The sequence below is a fragment of the Arthrobacter sp. TJ-240 genome, from assembly GCF_058269195.1.
In genome coordinates, this window is record NZ_JBZCNG010000003.1 from 221,669 (window position 1) to 238,734 (window position 17,066).

Sequence of the window (17,066 nt, forward strand, 5' to 3'; positions counted from 1 at the left end):
GGGTCGCCTAGCGGCGGGGCTTGCCCTTCTGGCGGTCACGCCCGCGGCCGTTGTGGTCCTCGTCGCGTCCCTCGTTCGCCCTGTACACCTGGACGACCGACGGGCGTGGCACGAGGGCCTCTCCCCGGGCGGGGCTGCCGCCGAGCGGCACGTAGTCGGGGAACATCGACGACTGCGCGGCCCAGCTGCCGTCCTCGCCCGGGTGCTGGACCGCCACGAAGACGCTGCCGTCCTGGTCGTGGATCACGGGGCCGCACGTCTCAGCCTCGCGGGGGACGGCGAGGAACTGCTGCACGCGTCCGCGCTCGGCGCCCTCCAGCCCCACCTTGAACAGGCCATCGGCGAAGCCCACCGTGCTCGGCTGGCCGTCCGTGGAGATCCAGAGGTTGCCCGCCGAGTCGAAGGCCACGTTGTCGGGGCAGGAGATCGGCGAGACCTTGTCCTTCGGGTAGCCGGCGAAGTAGGTGGCGGGGTTGCGCGCCGGGTCGCCGCAGACGAGCAGCAGGTTCCAGGTGAAGCGCGTGCCGGTCGCGTTGCCGCCCGCCTCCGTGAGTTCGACGACGTGCCCGTCGCGGTTCGCGGTGCGCGGGTTGGCCTCGTCGGCGAGCGCATTGGTGCCGACGCCGCGGTTGGTGTTGTTGGTGCACGCCACGTACACCTTGCCCGTCCGGGGGTTGGGCTCGACGTCCTCGCAGCGGTCCATCTTGGTGGCGCCCATCTTGTCCGCGGCGATGCGCGTGAATACGGCGACCTCGGCGGCGGTCATGCCCGCGACCACGGACGTGTTGTCGATGAGCAGCGGCAGCCACTCGCCCACGCCGTCGAACGCGCCGTCGGACGGGAGCGTGCCGGAGCCGTCGATCTCGGCCACCGAGTTGCCCTGGAAACGCGCCACGTACAGCGAACCCTCGCTGAGCAGCGTCATGTTGGCACGGCGTGCAGCGGGGCTGGTGCCCGGCTGGACCTTGTTCTTCGACACGAACTTGTAGAGGTAGTCGAAGCGCTCGTCGTCGCCCATGTAGGCCACGACCCGGCCGTCGGCGGCGACGGTCACGTTCGCGCCCTCGTGCTTGAAGCGGCCCAGGGCAGAGTGCTTCTTCGGCGTGGAGGTGGGGTCGAAGGGGTCGACCTCCACGATGTAGCCGAACCGGTGCTTCTCGTTCTCGTAGCCGGCGGTGCGGGTGTCCCAGCGCGGCTCGTCGATTTCCCACCCACGGGCCGTGGGCCTGCTGGTGATGCCGTAGCGGCGGTCGCCGTCGCTCGTGCCGGCGGCCACGAAGTAGCCGTTGAAGTTCTCCTCCCCCGAGAGGATGGTGCCCCAGGGGGTGGTGCCGCCGGCGCAGTTGCCGAGCGTCCCGAGGACGGTGCGGCCGGCGGGGTCGTCCTTGGTCTTGAGGAAGTCGGAGCCGGCGGCGGGGCCGGTGACCTCGTAGGGGGTGGTGGTGAGGTACCGGCGGTTGAGCGGTGCGCCCTGCACGTAGGACCACGGCTTGTTCTTGTTCTTGCGCTCGAGCTCCACGACGGTCAGTCCGTGGGCGGCCTTCCCGATGCCGCGCACCTCGGCGGCCGGCGTGGTCGGCGGCACCATGATGTTCTCGTTGGTGTACTCGTGGTTCGCGAACAGGACAGCGCGGCGGCCCTTGCTCTCCGCGATCTCGAGCACGTCGGTGTAGTCGCAGTTGTACCCGAACTGCAGCGCCTGCGCGGCTGCGGTCTGGTTGTTCGCGTCGAAGGCGGGCGAGGTGCTGAAGAGCGGATCGCCCCAGCGGATCACGGGCTTCCAGCCGTAGCCCTGCGGCACCGTCATGTCGTCCACGAGCGCGTCCACCGGCGCGATCGCGTCGAAGGCCAGCCCGCTTCCCTTGGCACCGCCGGGAGCGGCCTGTGCGGAGCCGGCTCCGGTCTGGCCCGCGACGAGGAGCGTCAGCGCTCCTGCCGCTCCCGCGCCGAGGGCGCTGCGGCGGGAGAATTCGCGCGAGACGATGTCGCGGAAGTAGTTGTTGCCCGACGTGTTGCAGACGGCGTCGGAGCACGCGTTGTCACACTTGAGGGCACAGGTGACGGCGCTCCGCTTGCCCTTGGTGTGGCCGAGCATGGGCAGCAGCCGGCGCGTGGTTTCAGTCATGGGGGTGGTACCTCTCGACAGGGTGAACGGTCTTCGTCCTCACCCTGCCGAGGGCACCTGAACAGGCGAGGGGCCGCCCGGTGAACGCCGCGTGAACGGCGTCCGAACAGGAACGGCCCCGGACTGTGCGCCTAGCTCGCCGGGAGGGTGGCCTCCAGAGCCGTGTCGAGGTGCAACGGCAGGGAGCGTGCCAGCTGCCGTTCGCGGGCGGCCTGCACGAAGGCGTCGAACAGGGCCGTCTCGGTGGGGCTCTGCTCCGGGTGCCACTGGACACCGATGCAGAAGCGGTTGTGCGGCAGTTCGACCGCCTCCACCACGCCGTCGGCGCTCCATGCCGACGCGAGCAGCCCGGAGCCCAGCCGGTCCACGGCCTGGTGGTGGGAGACCGGGACGGCGTCGAGCCGGGTGGCTCCCATCACCTGTGCCACCCGCGAGCCCGGGCGGAGGTCCACCGGGATCGGGTTGAAGCGGTGGTCCCCGAGCTGGTAGACGACGCCGCCGTCGAGATCGGGCAGGTGCTGGTGCAGCGACCCGCCGAGCGCCACGTTGAGCATCTGCTCGCCCCGGCAGATGCCGAGGAGCGGCAGGTCCGCCCGCACGGCCTCGCGCACCACGGCGACGTCCCAGGCGTCCCGGAGCCGGTGGGGAGCGTCCGTCTCCGCGTGCGGCTCGGCGCCGTAGCGGGCAGGGTCCACGTCCCATCCGCCGACGACGATCACGCCGTCGAGCCTCGGCAGCAGCTGCTCGACGACGCCGCCGTCGGTCCCCTGGGGCGGGAGCAGGACCGGGATGGCGCCGGCCGCGAGGACGGGCGAGAGGTAGTTCGAGGGCAGGAAGGCCGCCTCGACGGTCCCGCAGCCCTCGGTGACGGCAGGATCGAGATAGGACGTCAGTCCCACCACAGGGCGGGGAAGCACCTCCGAAGGTGTCAAGGGTGTGTTCCTCTCATGGGGATGCATTGCATACGGGCCGGCGACCATCTCTGGCCGCCCGCAATCGTATCCAGCCCACGTTGTACCCGTGTTTCGGGGATGTGATGTTCCCGTATCGGTCCCTCAGGTCGCCCTGCCCGGTGTGCCACGATGCGCTGCGGCGAGGACGGCATGGGTGCGGCCGAGGCGTTCCAGCCACCACCGGGTCCGCTCGGGGGTGGCGGCGAAACGGTCCAGGAGGTCGGCGGCGACGTCGACGTCGCGGACCGGCAGGTGCCCTCCCTCGGGCACGAGCGACCTCCGGGTGATGTCGCCCGCCATGAGGGACACCGTCGCGAGCCCGCACGCGTAGGGCAGCTCCGGCAGGGCTGCGGCGAGGGCCACCCCGGCACGGATCCCCACGGACGTGTCCAGCGCGGAGCTCACCACCGCCGGGAGGCCCGCGGCGTCGATGATGGCGAGGGCCCTGCGGACTCCACCGAGCGGCGGCGCCTTGATCACGAGGAGATCGGCGGCATCCTCGCGCGCCACCCGCAGCGGGTCCTCCTGGCGCCGTACGCTCTCGTCCGCGGCGACGAGGACCCCCTCCCCCCGACGACGAAGCTCCAGCCGCACGGTCCGCAGTCCGGGGATGTCCGCCACGGGCTGTTCGACGTACTGCAGACCGAAGGGACCCAGCGCGTCGAGGGCCTCGAGGGCCTCCGTCACGGTCCACCCGCCGTTGGCGTCGATCTTGATCCCGGCGTCGGGCAGGAGCCGCCGCACCTCCGCGACCCGCGCGACGTCGTCCGCCAGTCCCTGCCCCTTCTCGGCCACCTTGACCTTGACCGCACCCACGGCCCCGAAGCGGGACAGCACTTCCTCGACGCCGGACGGTCCGACGGCGGGGACGGTCGCGTTGACCGGGACGGACGCACGGACAGGATCCGGGAACCCGTGCCATGCGGCCTCGACGGCGCACGCCAGCCAGGCGGCGGACTCGGCGTCGTCGTACTCCAGGAAGGGGCTGAACTCGCCCCATCCGGCCGGGCCGTGGACCAGCAGGACCTCGCGGTCGAGGACGCCGCGGAACCGGACACGCATGGGCACCGACACCACGCGCGCCGACGCGGTCAGCTCCTCGAGGGCGGGCAGGGGCAGCGGGGACGGGGAGGGCGTTTGCTGGGGCACGACCTCAGGCTACGGGAGGCCGCGGACGGTGGTCGTGCGGTCGGCAGGCGATCGGCAGGCGGTCGGTGAGTGGTCGGTGAGTGGTCGGTGAGTGGTCGGCGAGGGGTCAGGGGACGGTGAGGATCCTGTGACAGCATGGAGGCGATGTCGTCGCAACGAACCACCACGGGACCGGACCGGGCAGCGCGTTCACCGCTGCTGTTCGTCCTGGCCGCCGCGGCCTGCGCGGTGGCGCTCGGTTGGACGTACTGGGCGTTCGTCCGCACCACCACGGGCCAGTTCGCGGACGAATCCGCCTGGCGAGAGGCCGGCGTGGCGGCGCCCGACACGCAGCTGCCGTTCCTGCGGTTCCTCGACACGCTGCCCGCCATCTCCGTGGTCCTCGCGGCCGCGGCCATCCTCTTCGTCGCCCTCCACCGGAGGCGGTACGGTGCCGCTGCGATGGCCGTCGCGGTCATCGTGGCATCGAACCTCACCACGCAGCTCCTCAAGAACGTGGTCTTCGACCGGCCGGACCGCGGCGTGGCGACACTCGACTTCAACTCATTACCGTCAGGGCATACGACGCTCGCGGCCTCTGCCGCGGCCGCGGTCTTCATCATCGCGACCCCCCGCTGGCGTCCTGCGGCGGCGGCCCTGGGTGGCGCCTACTCCGTCCTTGCGGGGGCCGCCACCTTCATCAACCTCTGGCACCGGCCCGCGGACGTCGTCGCAGCCCTCCTCGTGGTCGGCACGTGGACGCTCCTCGGCGGCCTCGTCGTGATGAGGACGGGCGAGAACTGGAACAACTGGGAGGGCTTCGGCGCGCACTGGGCGTCGTCGCGTGGCTGGCTGGTGCTGTGCTGGGTGCTGGGACTCGGGGGGCTCGTCGTGTCCGGGATGCTCTACCTCTCCGTCCAGGCCATCGGCCCCGCGCCCGACCCCGGGACGGCGAGCGTGCCACTGTTCTTCTGGTGGGGCCTGATGTGGATCATCGGCGTCGGATTCACCCTCGCAGCCGCTGCAGGCTGGCTCTTCGCGGCGCAGGCCGGGAGGACTGCTGGCGTGGGAGCGCGTCCGTAACACCCCCCGGGCCGCTCCGCACGCCCTTTTCCGCGGACCCGCCGCCCGTTGAAGCACCGGCGAGACGGTGCGACGCTGGCCGGACCAGCGACGGAAAGAGGCGATCGATGAGAGCCATGGTGTACCGCGGACCCTACAAGATCAGGGTCGAGGAGAAACCGATGCCCAGGATCGAGCACCCGAACGACGCGATCATCAAGGTGACCACGGCGGCGATCTGCGGGTCCGACCTGCACCTCTACCACGGACTCATGCCGGACACGCGGATCGGCCACACCTTCGGCCACGAGTTCATCGGCGTCGTGGAGGAGGTGGGGCCGTCGGTCCGGAACCTGAAGCGCGGCGACCGCGTGATGGTGCCCTTCAACGTCTACTGCGGCTCCTGCTACTACTGCGCGCGTGGCCTGTACTCGAACTGCCACAACGTGAATCCCAACGCGACGGCGGTGGGCGGCATCTACGGCTACTCGCACACCACCGGCGGGTACGACGGCGGACAGGCCGAATTCGTGCGGGTACCGTTCGCCGACGTCGGGCCCACGATCATCCCGGACTGGATGGACAGCGAGGACGCCGTCCTGCTCACCGACGCCCTGGCCACCGGGTACTTCGGTGCGCAACTCGGCAGCATCGCCGAGGGCGACACCGTGGTGGTTTTCGGTGCAGGCCCCGTGGGCCTCTACGCCGCGAAATCCTCCTGGCTCATGGGGGCGGGCAGGGTGATCGTCATCGACCACCTCGAGTACCGGCTCGAGAAGGCACGCACGTTCGCGCAGGCGGAGACCTTCAACTTCGCGGAGTACGACGACATCGTGGTCGAGATGAAGAGGACCACCGACTTCCTCGGTGCCGACGTGGTGATCGACGCCGTCGGCGCGGAGGCGGACGGCAACTTCCTCCAGCACGTCACGGGCACCAAGCTGAAGCTCCAGGGAGGCTCGCCCATCGCCCTGAACTGGGCCATCGACTCCGTGCGCAAGGGCGGGACGGTATCCGTCGTCGGCGCCTACGGCCCCATCTTCAGCGCGATCAAGTTCGGCGATGCACTCAACAAGGGACTGACGCTCCGGATGAACCAGACGCCCGTGAAGCGGCAGTGGCCCCGCCTCTTCGAGCACATCCAGAACGGGTACCTGAAGCCCAACGACATCGTGACGCATCGCATTCCCCTGGAGGACATCGCCGAGGGGTACCACATGTTCTCGGCGAAGCTCGACAACTGCATCAAGCCGCTCATCATCGCGAACCCAAGCTAGGAGACCACCATGGCCGCATCCGGGCCTTCGACGCCCTATATCGCGAACAAGCCCAAGGACGTCCCCACCGCCGAGGCGCTCCGCGCACGGATCCCCGGCTGGGGTGTCGACCTCGACCGGAAGGACCGCCCCTCGTATCCCCGCGAGGTCTACGACCCCGGAAGCACAGGGGCCCACTGGGACTACCCCGAGGAGCAGCCCGGCAGGGAGGGCCGTGAGCGGTCGATCGAGCACGGTCAGCTGACACCCGTCTTCGGCACCAGTTCTCCGCTGCACGGTGTCTCCGGCAGCATCAGGCGCTACGCCTACCGCTACAGCGAGGGGCGTGCAGCGCACTGGCTGCTGCTGTTACTCGGCGACCGCGTGGACGCCTGGGGTGCGCACGCAGCCTCCTTCGCCTCGTTGCGCCCGGACAACCCGATCACCGAGACGGGCGTGCTGTCCGAGGGTCGCAGGCATGGCGTCGCGTCGCGCTTCGGCAAGAAGCGTGTGGACGTCAACCACCAGTGGATCGACCCGATCGTCGTGGCCGGGCCGTGGGTCGCTGCGGCGGCGGGGGCTGTCCTGGGGGTCCGGGCGATCGCGCGCCGCGGACAGCGCTGAGGTCGCCTTCCGGGTCCTTCGGGCGCCTGGTTCACGCCCCGGCAGTGTGCCGGGGCCCACGTCCGATGGGGACCGTCGCCGGACGCCCGCCCCGTGGGCGCTTTCGACGCACTGGTGGCGGCGGCCGGGGCTCGACGACGTGATGCGACGCCGTCAGGCACGCCGTCGTCAGCTGTGCGTCACCGCCGGCTCCGCCGACCCGGGTGCAGCGCGCGGGATCCAGTACCAGAGGACCGCGGCGCCGAGGAAGCCGAGCACCGCCGTCGCCCAGATGCCCGCCGAGAGCGTGGCCAGCGCCGTCACGAGTGCGAGGAGCGCGGGCCCGCCCATCGTCCCCGTGTCGGTGAGCAGGCGCCAGATCCCGAGGAACTGCGGACGTCCGGGTGAGGGCGACAGGTCCGCGCCGAGCGTCATCACGATGCCCGAGCCGATCCCGTTGCCGAAGCCGATGAGCAGCGCGACCAGGAGCAGTCCCACGGCGTCGTCCGTGAAGGGCAGCAGGGCGAGGGCGGCACCCATGATGAGCATGCACGGCACGGCGATCCAGCGGCGGCCCCTCACATCCATGACCTTGCCGGCCGGGTAGAAGATCAGCATGTCGATGGCTCCGGAGAGCCCGTAGATCAGGGCGGTCGAGGAGGCATCCAGCCCGATGTTCTCCGCCCACAGGGGCAGCACCGCCTGGCGGGTGGCCCGGACCGCGGCGATGAGCAGCACCCCGAGGCCCACGGTGACGAAGATGCGCCTGTGACTGCGCATGATCGACCGCACGGTCGGCGCCAGGGCCGGTACCGGAGCGTCCGCGAGCGCGACCGACCGACCGCCGCCCGCCGTGCGGCCGGACGCCTCGAGTTCGGGGACACGCCAGCTCAGGGCGGCGGCGACCAGGCTGGCGGCACCTCCCACCCAGTAGGCACCGTCCAGCCCGAGCCGGCTCATGGCGAGGGCCGCCGCGAAGGGACCCACGAAGACGCCGATGCGCGTGACGCCGCCGAGCGTCGACAGGGCGCGCGCCCTGAAGTGCTGAGGTACCGCCTCGGTCAGATAGCTCTGGCGCGCGAGGCCGAACACCGCTCCCGCCATACCCACCATGAAGACGGCTGCGGCGAACACCGGGAGGGTGGGTGCGGCGAGCGCCAGGAACATCGCCATCGCACACCACAGCGCCGCCCCCACGAGTGCTTTCCGCTCGCCGAAACGCGTGGTGATCAGCGTGGCGGGGACGTTGGTGACGAGCGAGCCGATGCCGGACAGGGTGATGATCAGTGCTGCAGTGGCCACATCGGCGCCGAGGTCGCGGGCGGTCAGGGCGATGACGGGCAGGATGGCACCGGTGGAGACCCCGTACAGCAGTGACGGGCCGTAGGCTCCTACCGCGATCGCGCGCAGATCGAAGGTTTCCTTGGGCACTCTTCCACCCTAGCCGGGAGGGCGACGGCCGGTCGTGCCGCTCTGGACAGCGTGAAGCGGTTGCACTACGTTTCGTACCATCGAACCGGCGCGCCCTACCCTGGCGGGAGTACCGCATGGCCATACCCACCTCAGGCTTCACCGGCAGACGGCAGAACCGGAACGCGAACCTGCCACCGGGCCAGTACCTCACCGACAGTTTTCCCGTACTGTCCGCGGGTCCCACTCCCCACGTCCTCCTGGCCGACTGGACCTTCCGGATCGACGCCGGTCCGGGCCAGAGCCACCTGTGGAACTGGGTGCAGCTGCAGGCCTTGCCGCAGGAGGACGTCACCACGGACATCCACTGCGTGACGCACTGGTCCAAGTTCGGGACCACCTGGCGCGGAGTCTCCCTCGACACCCTGTTCGAGGACGTCGAGTCCGAGGCCGAATACACGATGGTCCACTCCTATGGCGGGTACACGACGAACGTCCCGCTCGAGGACCTCCTCGACGGCAAGGCGTGGATCGTCCACGAGTTCGACGGCGAACCCCTCTCGCCGGCACACGGCGGCCCGGCGAGGCTGCTGGTACCGCACCTATACTTCTGGAAGAGCGCGAAGTGGGTCAACGGTATCCGTCTGATGGACCAGGACCTGCCCGGCTTCTGGGAGACCAACGGCTACAACATGTACGGGGATCCGTGGCGCGAGGAACGCTACTGGTGAGGCGGTCGTGGCAGACCGTCGAGGTCAGTGCGGCGCGTCCCGAGACATCCCGAGCACGGACGCTGCGGCTCCGCTTCCCCGACGTGGTCACGGGGGTGCCGGGTCAGCACGTGGACCTGAGGCTCACTGCGGAGGACGGCTACCAGGCAGTGCGCTCGTACTCTGTGGCGGCGTGGGTGCCGCCGCGCGAACTGGAGCTGACGGTCGAGGAGCTCGACGACGGCGAGGTGTCCCCCTTCCTCGTGGGTGTCCTGTCCGAGGGTGACCAGCTGGAGGTCCGGGGCCCGGTAGGTGGGTGGTTCACGTGGACACCGGAACTCGCAGGTCCACTGCAACTGATCGCCGGAGGGTCGGGCGTGGTCCCGCTCATGGCGATGCTCCGGGCGCATGCCGAGGCCAGGTCGGACGTACCGGCGCGGCTGCTCTACTCGGTCCGCAGCCCGGACCACGTGTTCTACCGGGGCGAGCTCGACGTCGTCGGGCAGGAGGACCCGCAGGTCACGGTCGACATCGCCTACTCCCGTGAGGCACCCGACGGACGGCCGGTCGGACGCCTCACGCACGAGGCGGTCACTGCGTCCTGCTTCCCACCGGACGATGCGCCGTCCGTCTACATCTGCGGCTCGACGGGCTTCGTCGAGGCCGTCGCCGCATGGCTCGTCGAGGACGGGCACGACGCCGCGCGTATCCGCACGGAGCGGTACGGCGGATAGGAAGGATCACGATGGACAGCACGGAGCAGTATCCCCTCGATCAGGACCACCTCGACGGCAACGCCCTTGCCGGGGCCCTCGACCAGTTCGTCTCCGACCTCACGAGTGCGGAATGCATGTGTGCGGGCTGCGGGTCCTCCGGTCCCCTGGCTGCCGCGCTCCTGTACACGAAAGCACCGGGCATGGTGCTGCGGTGCCCGACCTGTACGGCCGTACTGCTCTGCCTCACGGATCAGGGTGACCGGCAGGTCCTCACCATCGACGGCGTACGGCACCTGGTGGTCGCCAAGCCCTGAGCCTCACCATCGGGCCTGTGGAGATCGAGTCCCCCACTACCCCTCCACACCGGCAGCTCGGCCGTGATTAATAGAACACATATTCGATACGATCATGTCATGCCCGTCACACCGATCAAGCGCTACTCCGAGCCGGGGTCCTCCCTGGACGAGGCTCACTCCCTCCTGAGCGACTGTGCACTCGGGTTGGCCCAGTACCACCACCTCCTGTCACGGCAGGACGCCCTGCGGTTCGTCCTCGAGGTTGAGCAGGTGTCGAAGGTGATCGATCAGCTCCAGGTCCTCGCCGCGCGCGTCGCGGATCAGCACGGCCTCGCCTCCGGACCCGAGAACGGTTCCACCGCGTCCCGTCCTGCAGGCCCTGTCTCAGCGCAGGATCCCGCGCCCGCATCGTCTGCCGATACCGGCCACGGCTTCAGGAACTGCGCGGATTTCCTGAGGGAGACACTGGGCATCAGTCGCATCGAGGCGAAGCGTCGGCTCAAGCTGGCCGCCGTCGTGTTGCCGAGCATGTCGCCGACCGGGAATCCCGTTCCTCCCCCGCTGGCGGCACTGGGGGAAGCCGTGGGTTCCTTCATCGTCAGCGGCCGGGCGGCAACCGTCGTCGCGCAGGCCCTCGAACGGGTGCAGTGCGTCGCGACGCCGGAGCAGCTCGAATCGATGGAGCATCATCTGACGAGGCAGGCGATGGAGTCCGACGAGGACATCCTCCGTGTCCTCGCGCGCCGCTGGGAGGCCGTACTCGATCAGGACGGGCAGGAACCCACGGAGAAAGTGCTGCGTGCACGGCAGGGCGTCTTTCTCAAGGGCCGGCGTGACGGGCTGAACGTCCTGGAGATCGGCGCCACGGACGAACAGTTCGAACAACTCGCGACCGTCATGAACGCAGCCACCAATCCGCGGGCATCCACTGGACGCGGTGAGGATCCGATCGGGGGCGGAGCACTGCACTCGGCAGGACCTGCGGGCTCCGGGGCGACAACGCCTCGAACACCGGCAGGGGTGGGTCAGGCAGTGGTGGGTCAGGCAGTGGTGGGTCAGGCAGAGCCGGCGGGCTCCGGGGCGACAACGCCTCGAACACCGGCAAAGGTGGGTCAGGCAGAGCCGGGCACGGTGGGCCGGGCAGGACCCGGAACGGCGGGCGGAGTAGAACCGGGCACGGCCGCCGCAGGGGTGCCTGACGTGGCCGCCGGAGCGTCGCTCGAAGCGGCAGGAGGCCCGTCACGCATCGGTACGCTCGGATGTGCGCCCGGTCGTCCCGTGAGCGGTGTGTCATCGGGCTCATCAGCCGATCACGGCGGCCCGACGCGAGCGCAGCAACTCCTCGAGGGACTTGTCTCGGCGTGCAGTATCGCCCTGTCGACAGGCGGCCTGCCCGCGACGGGCGGGCATCGCCCGCAGGTGATGGTGACCATCGGGTACGAGGACCTGATCGGCGAGACCGCGCAACCCGGTGACGCCGTCTTCTCGGAGCAGATCGGTGCACGGAACATCAGGAGGATCGCCTGTGATGCGGACATCATCCCGCTGGTCCTCGGTGGTGCGGGGCAGATCCTGGATATGGGACGTGCGCAGCGGTTGTTCCCTCCGCACCTTCGGCGGGCGCTCGTGGCCAGAGACAAGGGCTGTGCCTTCCCGGACTGTTCCATCCCGGCCAGCTGGTGCGAGGCACACCACCTCACGCCGTGGTCTCGAGGTGGCTCGACGAGCATCGACAACGGCGTGCTGCTCTGCTCGCGACATCACCACGTCCTCCACCACGACTCGTGGACCGTCGAACTCCGTCGTGGTATCCCGTGGTTCACCGCGCCCACCGGTCGGAAACGGAGCGGCAACCCGCGGAGGAACCTCTACTGGCAAGCAGGAATCGCAGTTCAGAGCGAGATCGTCGGTACGCCCGATCATGTCCTGGCTCCTCCGAGCACTGTCTCCAACGGGCGGGGACACGACCTGGACGAGCCTGATTGAGTGACTAGCGTTCGAGTACCACAGACCCGGGTCCACCGGGTCGAGGGGCATTGCCCGAGGTCACCGGGCTCGAGATCACCGGGCTCGAGGTCACGGGTGGTGGGTCGTGCCGGAGCTCAAGGCCAGGCTTGGAGAGGGGTGCCCGCAGCCGGGCCTCAGGATGCACCCGTTCCGGCCACCAGGAACCCGATCACGAGGCCGAAGGCTGCTGCCGCAAGCGCCACGACCGCCGTTCCGATCCCTGACATGATTGCCGCGCTCGTGTGACCCGCCCGCATCAGACGCACCGTCTCGCTGCTGGCCGTACTGAATGTGGTGTATCCGCCAAGGAACCCCGTGCCGCCGATCACCAACCACGAGGGCGGAAGCGCGGACGCAAGGACCAGTCCGGTCAGCAGCCCGAGCAACAGCGAACCACTGATGTTGACGGTCATCGTACCGATCGGCACCATGCCTCGGACCGACGCCCTGATGACGCCCTCGAGCATGAACCGGGTGACCGCCCCGAGCCCTCCGGCGGCGCCGAGCACGAGGACGCCGAACACGCTCACGAGGTCATCCCCCTCGACGCGTCCGGGCCAGGCTCATGACGGGGCACCGGGCCCGACCCCGGGCGGGACCGCCGACCAGCCCTCGGACCACGGCGAGCGCGCACCCCGACAGCGATGCCCACCGCGGTCGCGATCAGGCCCAGGAGGACGGACCCTGCGAGATAAGCGATTCCCTCCGCCACCCTGCCGGAATCGAGGAGAAGGGCGGAGTCGACAGCGAGGGCGCTGTAGGTGGTGAAGCCACCGAGGAAGCCCGTGCCGAGGAGCAGGCGGATCGCTCGACGACGTCCTTCGTCGGGACCGTACTGCGCAAGAGCCTCGAGCAGGAGTCCGAGCACGAAGGCGCCGGCGATATTGATCAGGAAGATCCCGAGCGGCAGGTCTGCGGGAGTCGGGAGTGCCTCGGCGAGACCGAACCGGGCAAGGGTCCCGCTCATCCCGCCGATGAACACCAATAGCAGGTAGCTGGGCGTGAAGTGAAGAGGTCTGCCGGCTGGTGCGGGCGTCAGTATTGCCGGCGCCTGGGACGATCCGGATAAGGCGGGTGATTCGAAGGCGGGCGATCCAGCCGAATCGATCGACCCGCGCGATGCCACGGGCACCCCCCACCCGGGCGATCCAGCCGACTCAGACGGCTTAGACGCCCCAGGCGACTGAGGTGATTCAGACGCCCCAGATGACCCAGCCGACTCAGACGACATGCCGAGCGAGGAACTCCAGGGTCAGGTTCCACGCGTCTCCAGCAGGCCCCGGGCGATACGCGAAGCGATTGGAGTCGTTGAAGAATGCGTGACCGGCGTCCGGGTAGACCTTGGGCGTGAAGTCGACACCTGCGACGTCCATCGCTCCCTCGAGCGCCGGCAACGCCGCGATGAGTGGGTCGTCGTCCTGACCGTAGAAGGCCAGGACGGGTGCCTCGATGCGCGCCAGTTCCTCATCCGAGAACGACGCATGACCGTAGAAGGGAACGCACGCCATCAGACGCGGTTCTTCGATGGCGAGGGAGAAGCTGTAGGTTCCGCCGAAGCAGAAACCGACGATGCCGACGCGCCCCGCGACGTCAGCATCGTCATACAGGAACTCGAAGCACGCCCGGACCCGCTCCGTGGTGAGTGCCCCGAACTCGGGGTTCCGCAAGGGCGCCAGGAGTGCCCTGAGCTTCGGCTGCGCCTCGTTACGCGCTGCCTCGTCCGGGCCCGCGATCGCCTCACCGATTCCTGCCGTGTTCTCCTCGGTGATGCCCTGGTCGGCGAGGAGATCCGGTGCGACGACGACATACCCTTCCCCGGCGAACCGGTCAGCAACATCGCGGGTATGGCCGACGAGCCCCCATACCTCGTGGATCAGCACGAGTCCGCCCCGCACGGGCCCAGCCGGACGCACCACGTACGCGGAAAGGGCGCCCGCAGGCATGGCGACATCCTGGATCGGGCTCATTCGCCTAGGCTTGCACGCTTCTTGATGCTGCGCCAACCGCCTGCACGGTTGTCCGCGATGATGGCCCTGAATATCTCTCGCAGTGCATCCTCGTCGAACGGCCCGTCCTCGTAGAGCGCGACCGTCCGCCCCGTGGAGTTGGAGGTACCGCCCGTGATGATGCCGTGCGGATCGGGCGCCAACCCGCCGTCGTACAGGAACACGTTGACGTGGTCCTTCGTGGCGAGCAGCGCACAGACGTTGCCGTCGAGGACGAAGTAGGGCTGCCGGGTGCGCTTGATCGTCTCCTGCACCTCGGGGTCCGCCTCGTGCACGAGACGACGGACCGTGTGACAAATGTCCTGCTGCCAGCGCGGTAGTGCTGCGATGTAGTCGTCCACCCGGGTGTCGGGTACTCCTGCCATGGAGACAGTGTGCCAGTGGACACATCGGGCCCGAAGTGTCTCGCGAGCACAAGGGCCACCAGGAGGGAGGCCCGACAGTTCAGCTGGGCGTGAGGACGGGAGATACCGCCCGGAGTTCGCGCAGTGGCGGGGTGAAGCGGGCGTCGCCCCTGGTCACGCCGCGACCTCGTCCCGCATGACTCTTCCGCACCTTCCGCACCAGCTCGGCGTACGTCCACTACTGTTGCGCAGGTGTTCCCTCCGACCCTGCCATCCCCGGTACGCATGCGTCTGCTCGCCGCGACCGATTCGACCGCACTCGCTCGGGCCCACCAGGACAACCGCGGCCACCTTGCTCCATGGGAGCCGTCCCGCGACGATGCCTTCTTCACCCCGGCAGGCCAGTCGGAGCAGATCGCCACCCATCTCGCAGGTCTGGCGGCCGGTACCGAGGTTCCATGGGTGATGACGACGGAGGAGCGCATCGTCGGCGCCATCACCCTCACCGGAATCGTGCGGGGTCCTTTCCTCAGTGCGCACGTCGGCTACTGGGTCGACGTCGGACTGCAGGGCCAGGGCGTGTGCTCGAGCGCACTCGGGGCAGCGTTGCTCCACGCGCGCGAGGAGCTCGGGCTGCACCGCGTCCAGGCGTCGGTCCTGCCCCGGAACGCGCCCTCGAGGGCCGTCCTGGACCGGACCGGCTTCACGGTGATCGGTCTGGCGCCGTCCTACCTGCGGATCGCGGGGTCCTGGCAGGACCACCTGCTGTACCAGCGCATCCTGACCTGACCTGACGCGAACCCACGCGCTGCGACCCCGCAGAACCCACGAGGACCGCACGCCATCCGCCTCCTGTGGCGAGGTGACACGGCCAGGCGGGTGGGACGTCCCGCACTGTGGGGAGTACTATCGGTGCCACCACAATCAGTCAACGACGACGGACGTGTGATGATCACCAGGTTTCTTGTTCTGCTCGGCACACTCAGCATCTCCCTCGGAATCCTCGCCCAGATCACCGGCGCCCGGGGCTATCCCCTCCTCCTGATCGCCGCCGGCGGCGTCGTGCTCGCACTTCCCTGCGTGCATCGCAGCAGTGGGAAGTCCGTCTCCCGGCACGACGACGGCGACGTCGCGTTCTCGATGCCACCTGTGGGGACCTGCCCTCCGGAGCGGCTACGCGAGGCCCGTCTGCTGGCGGCTCGCGTGGTCGAATCGTCGAATCCGCCGGGAACTGCCAGGACCGCCGAGGCGCCGGACACCGTGGAGACCCCGCAGCAGGAACGGTGACAGGGAGGGCCCCTTCCTGTTGAGTGGAGGCATGAGCCGCATCCTGATCCTCGGTGGTACCGCATGGCTCGGCCGGGAAGTGGCCACCCAGCTGGTCGCGGGCGGTCACCACGTCACCTGCCTCGCCCGCGGTACGGAAGGACCACCTCCACCCGGTGCCGGTCTTGTCGCCGCCGACCGCTCGGCTACCCGCGCGTACGACGCCGTCAGCGACACCGACTGGGACGAGGTCATCGAGGTCTCGTGGAACATCGACCACGTCGCCGGTGCGCTCGCAGCCCTGGCGGAACGGGCAGCACACTGGACGCTGATCTCCTCCTGCTCCGTCTACGCTTCCAATGCCGAACCGGGCGCGGATGAGACCGCGGCACTGGTCGACGTCGCGGCCGACACGACAGGCGACGACTACGCCTCGGCCAAGGTGCTCTGCGAACGAGCGACTGCCGACGTCCTCGGGGACCGCCTCCTGACGGTCCGCGCCGGCCTCATCGCAGGGCCTGGTGACGGCAGCGACAGGTTCGGCTACTGGGTCTCGCGGTGCGCGCTCGCCGGCGACGAAGACGTCCTCGCGCCGACACTCTCGCACCGGTTCGTCCAGGTCATCGATGTACGCGATCTCGCTGCCTGGACCGTCAGCGCAGGTCTGGCCGGAACCGTCGGTGTCATCAACGCCGTCGGCGATTTCCATGGGTTCGACGAGGTCATTGCACGGGCATGCTCCGTCGCGGGGCACTCGGGCGCAGTGGTGGAGGCGTCACCCGAGTGGCTGGTCGAACAGGGCGTGGCCTACTGGTCCGGTCCGAGGTCACTGCCACTATGGCTCCCGGAAGAGTTCACGGGGTTCTGCCGACGCAGCAACGCGGCCTTCCGTGCAGCGGGCGGCGAACTCAGGGACCTGACCGAGACGCTCCGGGACACGCTCGACGACGAACGCGGCCGCGGGCTCGAGCGCGACCGGAAGGCCGGGCTGACGAGGAATGAGGAACTGGAGTTGCTCGCTGCGCTCCCTGAGGCCGGGGCCACCTGACCAGAGGCAGGTCCGCGTTGCGCAGTGAATACCGAGCGATGGGTACCGCGCCGCGACCAGAGCGCCTCAGTACCGAGTCGCGAGCGATGCAAGCCGTTATGCGTAGGTCTGCTGACGAATAGCGCCGAGCAACCTA

At 69.3% G+C, this 17,066-nt stretch carries 18 protein-coding genes; 10 read left to right on the top strand and 8 right to left on the bottom strand.

Annotated elements, in window-relative coordinates:
• Positions 1 to 7: 7 nt before the first annotated feature.
• The 3 genes from AC4D2C_RS09325 to AC4D2C_RS09335 form a co-directional block, all read right to left on the bottom strand.
• Positions 8 to 2,125: a PhoX family protein gene (locus AC4D2C_RS09325; protein ID WP_490907017.1), complete on the bottom strand. Its 2,118-nt coding sequence runs from the start codon at positions 2,123 to 2,125 to the stop codon at positions 8 to 10.
• Positions 2,126 to 2,256: 131 nt separating this feature from the next.
• Positions 2,257 to 3,057 (bottom strand): gamma-glutamyl-gamma-aminobutyrate hydrolase family protein, encoded by an 801-nt coding sequence (locus AC4D2C_RS09330; protein WP_490914334.1) that lies wholly within the window; start codon positions 3,055 to 3,057, stop codon positions 2,257 to 2,259.
• A 123-nt stretch (positions 3,058 to 3,180) separates the two neighbouring features.
• A complete protein-coding gene (locus AC4D2C_RS09335) occupies positions 3,181 to 4,227 on the bottom strand; it encodes an o-succinylbenzoate synthase (RefSeq protein ID WP_490914335.1) in 1,047 nt (348 codons plus the stop codon).
• Positions 4,228 to 4,371: 144 nt separating this feature from the next.
• On the opposite strand from AC4D2C_RS09335, the gene AC4D2C_RS09340 reads away from it, so the two are divergent.
• The 3 genes from AC4D2C_RS09340 (at position 4,372) to AC4D2C_RS09350 (ending at position 7,148) form a co-directional block, all read left to right on the top strand.
• On the top strand, positions 4,372 to 5,289 hold the full coding sequence (locus AC4D2C_RS09340; protein WP_490914336.1) for a phosphatase PAP2 family protein: 918 nt from the start codon (positions 4,372 to 4,374) through the stop codon (positions 5,287 to 5,289).
• 107 nt (positions 5,290 to 5,396) lie between these two features.
• Positions 5,397 to 6,545 (top strand): zinc-dependent alcohol dehydrogenase, encoded by a 1,149-nt coding sequence (locus tag AC4D2C_RS09345; RefSeq protein ID WP_490906999.1) that lies wholly within the window; start codon positions 5,397 to 5,399, stop codon positions 6,543 to 6,545.
• 9 nt (positions 6,546 to 6,554) lie between these two features.
• Positions 6,555 to 7,148, top strand: coding sequence for a hypothetical protein (locus tag AC4D2C_RS09350; RefSeq protein WP_490914337.1), 594 nt, complete (start codon positions 6,555 to 6,557; stop codon positions 7,146 to 7,148).
• A gap of 168 nt (positions 7,149 to 7,316) precedes the next feature.
• Here AC4D2C_RS09350 and AC4D2C_RS09355 read toward each other — a convergent pair whose 3' ends face one another.
• Complete coding sequence (locus AC4D2C_RS09355) at positions 7,317 to 8,558, bottom strand: MFS transporter (RefSeq protein WP_490914339.1); 1,242 nt, start codon at positions 8,556 to 8,558, stop codon at positions 7,317 to 7,319.
• 116 nt (positions 8,559 to 8,674) lie between these two features.
• On the opposite strand from AC4D2C_RS09355, the gene AC4D2C_RS09360 reads away from it, so the two are divergent.
• The 4 genes from AC4D2C_RS09360 to AC4D2C_RS09375 all read left to right on the top strand — a co-directional run bounded on the left by AC4D2C_RS09360 (position 8,675) and on the right by AC4D2C_RS09375 (position 12,245).
• Complete coding sequence (locus AC4D2C_RS09360) at positions 8,675 to 9,268, top strand: sulfite oxidase-like oxidoreductase (protein ID WP_490914341.1); 594 nt, start codon at positions 8,675 to 8,677, stop codon at positions 9,266 to 9,268.
• Positions 9,265 to 9,981, top strand: coding sequence for a ferredoxin reductase (locus AC4D2C_RS09365; protein ID WP_490914343.1), 717 nt, complete (start codon positions 9,265 to 9,267; stop codon positions 9,979 to 9,981). Before AC4D2C_RS09360 ends, AC4D2C_RS09365 begins: the two co-directional genes overlap by 4 nt.
• Positions 9,982 to 9,992: 11 nt before the next feature.
• Positions 9,993 to 10,277 carry a DUF6510 family protein gene (locus AC4D2C_RS09370; protein ID WP_490906991.1) on the top strand — a complete coding sequence of 95 codons (285 nt, stop codon included), beginning with the start codon at positions 9,993 to 9,995 and terminating at the stop codon, positions 10,275 to 10,277.
• A 99-nt stretch (positions 10,278 to 10,376) separates the two neighbouring features.
• Positions 10,377 to 12,245: an HNH endonuclease gene (locus AC4D2C_RS09375; protein ID WP_490914345.1), complete on the top strand. Its 1,869-nt coding sequence runs from the start codon at positions 10,377 to 10,379 to the stop codon at positions 12,243 to 12,245.
• 155 nt (positions 12,246 to 12,400) lie between these two features.
• Here the strand turns inward: AC4D2C_RS09375 and crcB (AC4D2C_RS09380) are convergent, their stop codons facing one another.
• From crcB (AC4D2C_RS09380) to AC4D2C_RS09395, 4 genes are read right to left on the bottom strand one after another with little or no spacing between them, the layout of a single operon-like run.
• Positions 12,401 to 12,796, bottom strand: a complete 396-nt coding sequence (crcB, locus tag AC4D2C_RS09380; RefSeq protein WP_490914347.1) for a fluoride efflux transporter CrcB — start codon at positions 12,794 to 12,796, stop codon at positions 12,401 to 12,403.
• A complete protein-coding gene (gene crcB, locus AC4D2C_RS09385; RefSeq protein WP_490914348.1) occupies positions 12,793 to 13,497 on the bottom strand; it encodes a fluoride efflux transporter CrcB in 705 nt (234 codons plus the stop codon). Before crcB (AC4D2C_RS09385) ends, crcB (AC4D2C_RS09380) begins: the two co-directional genes overlap by 4 nt.
• Positions 13,487 to 14,233 carry a dienelactone hydrolase family protein gene (locus AC4D2C_RS09390; protein WP_490914350.1) on the bottom strand — a complete coding sequence of 249 codons (747 nt, stop codon included), beginning with the start codon at positions 14,231 to 14,233 and terminating at the stop codon, positions 13,487 to 13,489. Before AC4D2C_RS09390 ends, crcB (AC4D2C_RS09385) begins: the two co-directional genes overlap by 11 nt.
• Positions 14,230 to 14,637 carry a DUF1801 domain-containing protein gene (locus AC4D2C_RS09395; protein WP_490914352.1) on the bottom strand — a complete coding sequence of 136 codons (408 nt, stop codon included), beginning with the start codon at positions 14,635 to 14,637 and terminating at the stop codon, positions 14,230 to 14,232. Before AC4D2C_RS09395 ends, AC4D2C_RS09390 begins: the two co-directional genes overlap by 4 nt.
• A gap of 231 nt (positions 14,638 to 14,868) precedes the next feature.
• Here AC4D2C_RS09395 and AC4D2C_RS09400 point away from each other — a divergent pair, with 231 nt between their 5' ends.
• The 3 genes from AC4D2C_RS09400 (at position 14,869) to AC4D2C_RS09410 (ending at position 16,930) form a co-directional block, all read left to right on the top strand.
• A complete protein-coding gene (locus tag AC4D2C_RS09400) occupies positions 14,869 to 15,405 on the top strand; it encodes a GNAT family N-acetyltransferase (RefSeq protein ID WP_490914354.1) in 537 nt (178 codons plus the stop codon).
• Positions 15,406 to 15,564: 159 nt separating this feature from the next.
• The gene (locus AC4D2C_RS09405; RefSeq protein WP_490914356.1) at positions 15,565 to 15,903 is read left to right on the top strand and encodes a hypothetical protein; all 339 of its coding nucleotides are present in this window, start codon (positions 15,565 to 15,567) and stop codon (positions 15,901 to 15,903) included.
• Positions 15,904 to 15,934: 31 nt separating this feature from the next.
• On the top strand, positions 15,935 to 16,930 hold the full coding sequence (locus AC4D2C_RS09410) for an NAD-dependent epimerase/dehydratase family protein (RefSeq protein ID WP_490914358.1): 996 nt from the start codon (positions 15,935 to 15,937) through the stop codon (positions 16,928 to 16,930).
• Positions 16,931 to 17,066 lie beyond the last annotated feature (136 nt).

Bases quoted from the DNA above. Each gene is read 5' to 3' on its own strand.
- AC4D2C_RS09410 (WP_490914358.1), top strand. From the start codon at position 15,935: ATGAGCCGCATCCTGATCCTCGGTGGTACCGCATGGCTCGGCCGGGAA.
- AC4D2C_RS09360 (WP_490914341.1), top strand. From the start codon at position 8,675: ATGGCCATACCCACCTCAGGCTTCACCGGCAGACGGCAGAACCGGAAC.
- AC4D2C_RS09395 (WP_490914352.1), bottom strand. From the start codon at position 14,637: ATGGCAGGAGTACCCGACACCCGGGTGGACGACTACATCGCAGCACTA.
- AC4D2C_RS09390 (WP_490914350.1), bottom strand. From the start codon at position 14,233: ATGAGCCCGATCCAGGATGTCGCCATGCCTGCGGGCGCCCTTTCCGCG.
- AC4D2C_RS09345 (WP_490906999.1), top strand. From the start codon at position 5,397: ATGAGAGCCATGGTGTACCGCGGACCCTACAAGATCAGGGTCGAGGAG.
- AC4D2C_RS09405 (WP_490914356.1), top strand. From the start codon at position 15,565: ATGATCACCAGGTTTCTTGTTCTGCTCGGCACACTCAGCATCTCCCTC.
- AC4D2C_RS09325 (WP_490907017.1), bottom strand. From the start codon at position 2,125: ATGACTGAAACCACGCGCCGGCTGCTGCCCATGCTCGGCCACACCAAG.
- AC4D2C_RS09340 (WP_490914336.1), top strand. From the start codon at position 4,372: ATGTCGTCGCAACGAACCACCACGGGACCGGACCGGGCAGCGCGTTCA.
- AC4D2C_RS09370 (WP_490906991.1), top strand. From the start codon at position 9,993: ATGGACAGCACGGAGCAGTATCCCCTCGATCAGGACCACCTCGACGGC.
- crcB (WP_490914348.1), bottom strand. From the start codon at position 13,497: ATGTCGTCTGAGTCGGCTGGGTCATCTGGGGCGTCTGAATCACCTCAG.
- AC4D2C_RS09350 (WP_490914337.1), top strand. From the start codon at position 6,555: ATGGCCGCATCCGGGCCTTCGACGCCCTATATCGCGAACAAGCCCAAG.
- AC4D2C_RS09375 (WP_490914345.1), top strand. From the start codon at position 10,377: ATGCCCGTCACACCGATCAAGCGCTACTCCGAGCCGGGGTCCTCCCTG.